We start from the raw sequence: 4969 nt of genomic DNA, 5'->3' as shown, positions 1-4969 counted from the left end.
GGACAAGCCCTCGGCCTATTAGTACCGGTCACCTCCACACGTTACCGTGCTTCCAGATCCGGCCTATCAACCCAGTCGTCTACTGGGAGCCTTACCCCATCAAGTGGGTGGGAGTCCTCATCTCGAAGCAGGCTTCCCGCTTAGATGCTTTCAGCGGTTATCCCTCCCGAACGTAGCCAACCAGCCATGCCCTTGGCAGAACAACTGGCACACCAGAGGTTCGTCCGTCCCGGTCCTCTCGTACTAGGGACAGCCCTTCTCAAGACTCCTACGCGCACAGCGGATAGGGACCGAACTGTCTCACGACGTTCTAAACCCAGCTCGCGTACCGCTTTAATGGGCGAACAGCCCAACCCTTGGGACCGACTCCAGCCCCAGGATGCGACGAGCCGACATCGAGGTGCCAAACCATCCCGTCGATATGGACTCTTGGGGAAGATCAGCCTGTTATCCCCGGGGTACCTTTTATCCGTTGAGCGACGGCGCTTCCACAAGCCACCGCCGGATCACTAGTCCCGACTTTCGTCCCTGCTCGACCCGTCGGTCTCACAGTCAAGCTCCCTTGTGCACTTACACTCAACACCTGATTGCCAACCAGGCTGAGGGAACCTTTGGGCGCCTCCGTTACCCTTTAGGAGGCAACCGCCCCAGTTAAACTACCCATCAGACACTGTCCCTGATCCGGATCACGGACCCAGGTTAGACATCCAGCACGACCAGACTGGTATTTCAACGACGACTCCACCCACACTGGCGTGCGAGCTTCACAGTCTCCCAGCTATCCTACACAAGCCGAACCGAACACCAATATCAAACTGTAGTAAAGGTCCCGGGGTCTTTCCGTCCTGCTGCGCGAAACGAGCATCTTTACTCGTAGTGCAATTTCACCGGGCCTATGGTTGAGACAGTCGAGAAGTCGTTACGCCATTCGTGCAGGTCGGAACTTACCCGACAAGGAATTTCGCTACCTTAGGATGGTTATAGTTACCACCGCCGTTTACTGGCGCTTAAGTTCTCAGCTTCGCCCACCCGAAAGTGAGCTAACCGGTCCCCTTAACGTTCCAGCACCGGGCAGGCGTCAGTCCGTATACATCGCCTTACGGCTTCGCACGGACCTGTGTTTTTAGTAAACAGTCGCTTCTCGCTGGTCTCTGCGGCCACCCCCAGCTCAAGGCGTAAAGCCCATCACCGAGTGTGGCCCCCCTTCTCCCGAAGTTACGGGGGCATTTTGCCGAGTTCCTTAACCATAGTTCACCCGAACGCCTCGGTATTCTCTACCTGACCACCTGAGTCGGTTTAGGGTACGGGCCGCCATGAAACTCGCTAGAGGCTTTTCTCGACAGCATAGGATCATCCACTTCACCACAATCGGCTCGGCATCAGGTCTCACCCTGTATGAGTGGCGGATTTGCCTACCACTCGGGCTACACCCTTACCCCGGGACAACCACCGCCCGGGATGGACTACCTTCCTGCGTCACCCCATCACTCACCTACTAACCGCTTGGTTCGGCGGCTCCACCACTTTCCATTCCCCGAAGGGTCCGGAACGGCTTCACGGCCTTAGCATCACGATGCTCGATGTTTGACGCTTCACAGCGGGTACCGGAATATCAACCGGTTATCCATCGACTACGCCTGTCGGCCTCGCCTTAGGTCCCGACTTACCCTGGGCAGATCAGCTTGACCCAGGAACCCTTAGTCAATCGGCGCAAACGTTTCTCACGTTTGTATCGCTACTCATGCCTGCATTCTCACTCGTCAACCGTCCACGACTACCTTCCAGTGCCGCTTCACCCGGCAGACGACGCTCCCCTACCCATCACAGCCTCCGTTGGGAGTACATGCTGCAATGACACGACTTCGGCGGTACGCTTGAGCCCCGCTACATTGTCGGCGCGGAATCACTAGACCAGTGAGCTATTACGCACTCTTTCAAGGGTGGCTGCTTCTAAGCCAACCTCCTGGTTGTCTCTGCGACTCCACATCCTTTCCCACTTAGCGTACGCTTAGGGGCCTTAGTCGATGCTCTGGGCTGTTTCCCTCTCGACCATGGAGCTTATCCCCCACAGTCTCACTGCCGCGCTCTCACTTACCGGCATTCGGAGTTTGGCTAAGGTCAGTAACCCGGTAGGGCCCATCGCCTATCCAGTGCTCTACCTCCGGCAAGAAACACACGACGCTGCACCTAAATGCATTTCGGGGAGAACCAGCTATCACGGAGTTTGATTGGCCTTTCACCCCTAACCACAGGTCATCCCCCAGGTTTTCAACCCTGGTGGGTTCGGTCCTCCACGAAGTCTTACCTCCGCTTCAACCTGCCCATGGCTAGATCACTCCGCTTCGGGTCTTGAGCGTGCTACTGAATCGCCCTATTCGGACTCGCTTTCGCTACGGCTTCCCCACCCGGGTTAACCTCGCAACACACCGCAAACTCGCAGGCTCATTCTTCAAAAGGCACGCAGTCACGAGACACCAGCAAGCTGATGTCCGACGCTCCCACGGCTTGTAGGCACACGGTTTCAGGTACTATTTCACTCCGCTCCCGCGGTACTTTTCACCATTCCCTCACGGTACTATCCGCTATCGGTCACCAGGGAATATTTAGGCTTAGCGGGTGGTCCCGCCAGATTCACACGGGATTTCTCGGGCCCCGTGCTACTTGGGTGTCTCTCAAACGAGCCGCTGACGTTTCGACTACGGGGGTCTTACCCTCTACGCCGGACCTTTCGCATGTCCTTCGCCTACATCAACGGTTTCTGACTCGTCCCACGGCCGGCAGACCGTGGAAGAGAGATCCCACAACCCCGCATACGCAACCCCTGCCGGGTCTCACACGCATACGGTTTGGCCTCATCCGGTTTCGCTCGCCACTACTCCCGGAATCACGGTTGTTTTCTCTTCCTGCGGGTACTGAGATGTTTCACTTCCCCGCGTTCCCTCCACACTGCCTATGTGTTCAGCAGTGGGTGACAGCCCATGACGACTGCCGGGTTTCCCCATTCGGAAACCCCCGGATCAAAGCCTGGTTGACCCTGGTGCCAAGGCATCCACCGTGCGCCCTTAAAAACTTGGCCACAGATGCTCGCGTCCACTGTGCAGTTCTCAAACAACGACCAGCCACCCGTCACAACCCACCGAAGCGGATCTTTACCGGGGCCGGCAACTGACCGAATAATCAACGTTCCACCCATGAGCAACCAGCATCAGACATTCGCTGATGTACTGGCCTCTGGACCGCTGAGCGGCCTAGAAGTGCTCCTTAGAAAGGAGGTGATCCAGCCGCACCTTCCGGTACGGCTACCTTGTTACGACTTCGTCCCAATCGCTAGTCCCACCTTCGACAGCTCCCTCCCACAAGGGGTTGGGCCACCGGCTTCGGGTGTTACCAACTTTCGTGACGTGACGGGCGGTGTGTACAAGGCCCGGGAACGTATTCACCGCAGCAATGCTGATCTGCGATTACTAGCAACTCCGACTTCATGGGGTCGAGTTGCAGACCCCAATCCGAACTGAGACCGGCTTTTTGAGATTCGCTCCACCTCACGGTATCGCAGCTCTTTGTACCGGCCATTGTAGCACGTGTGCAGCCCAAGACATAAGGGGCATGATGACTTGACGTCGTCCCCACCTTCCTCCGAGTTGACCCCGGCGGTCTCCTGTGAGTCCCCATCACCCCGAAGGGCATGCTGGCAACACAGAACAAGGGTTGCGCTCGTTGCGGGACTTAACCCAACATCTCACGACACGAGCTGACGACAGCCATGCACCACCTGTACACCGACCACAAGGGGGGCACTATCTCTAATGCTTTCCGGTGTATGTCAAGCCTTGGTAAGGTTCTTCGCGTTGCGTCGAATTAAGCCACATGCTCCGCTGCTTGTGCGGGCCCCCGTCAATTCCTTTGAGTTTTAGCCTTGCGGCCGTACTCCCCAGGCGGGGAACTTAATGCGTTAGCTGCGGCACCGACGACGTGGAATGTCGCCAACACCTAGTTCCCACCGTTTACGGCGTGGACTACCAGGGTATCTAATCCTGTTCGCTCCCCACGCTTTCGCTCCTCAGCGTCAGTAATGGCCCAGAGATCCGCCTTCGCCACCGGTGTTCCTCCTGATATCTGCGCATTTCACCGCTACACCAGGAATTCCGATCTCCCCTACCACACTCTAGCTAGCCCGTATCGAATGCAGACCCGGGGTTAAGCCCCGGGCTTTCACACCCGACGTGACAAGCCGCCTACGAGCTCTTTACGCCCAATAATTCCGGACAACGCTTGCGCCCTACGTATTACCGCGGCTGCTGGCACGTAGTTAGCCGGCGCTTCTTCTGCAGGTACCGTCACTTTCGCTTCTTCCCTGCTGAAAGAGGTTTACAACCCGAAGGCCGTCATCCCTCACGCGGCGTCGCTGCATCAGGCTTTCGCCCATTGTGCAATATTCCCCACTGCTGCCTCCCGTAGGAGTCTGGGCCGTGTCTCAGTCCCAGTGTGGCCGGTCGCCCTCTCAGGCCGGCTACCCGTCGTCGCCTTGGTGAGCCATTACCTCACCAACAAGCTGATAGGCCGCGGGCTCATCCTTCACCGCCGGAGCTTTCCAACCTCCAAGATGCCTTGGAGGCTCGTATCCGGTATTAGACCCCGTTTCCAGGGCTTGTCCCAGAGTGAAGGGCAGATTGCCAAGGAGGTTCATCGTTCGACTTGCATGTGTTAAGCACGCCGCCAGCGTTCGTCCTGAGCCAGGATCAAACTCTCCGTGAATGTACACCACGAGAGCGGTGCGAGAGGAGGAATAGTCCTCTCGCACACAGCGTCCTCGCTGTGTTTTTTCAAAGGAACCTCGTCCCAGCAGATGCTGGAGACGGGGTATCAACATATCTGGCGTTGATTTTTGGCACGCTGTTGAGTTCTCAAGGAACGGTCGCTTCCTTTGTACTCACCCTCTCGGGCTTTCCTCCGGGCGCTTCCCTTCGGT

General features: G+C 57.3%; 2 rRNA genes. Both read right to left on the bottom strand.

The window, feature by feature from the left end:
• Nucleotides 1-3076, bottom strand: a 23S ribosomal RNA gene (locus IH25_RS0136660); the annotation flags it as partial.
• 189 nt (nucleotides 3077-3265) lie between these two features.
• Nucleotides 3266-4755, bottom strand: a 16S ribosomal RNA gene (locus IH25_RS38195).
• Between the last annotated feature and the right edge of the window lie 214 nt (nucleotides 4756-4969).

It is taken from the genome of Streptomyces achromogenes subsp. achromogenes (genome assembly GCF_000720835.1).
Lineage (GTDB): Bacteria > Actinomycetota > Actinomycetes > Streptomycetales > Streptomycetaceae > Streptomyces > Streptomyces achromogenes.
Note: the sequence above shows the minus strand (reverse complement) of the source record. Positions and strands in the feature narration are given on the sequence as shown.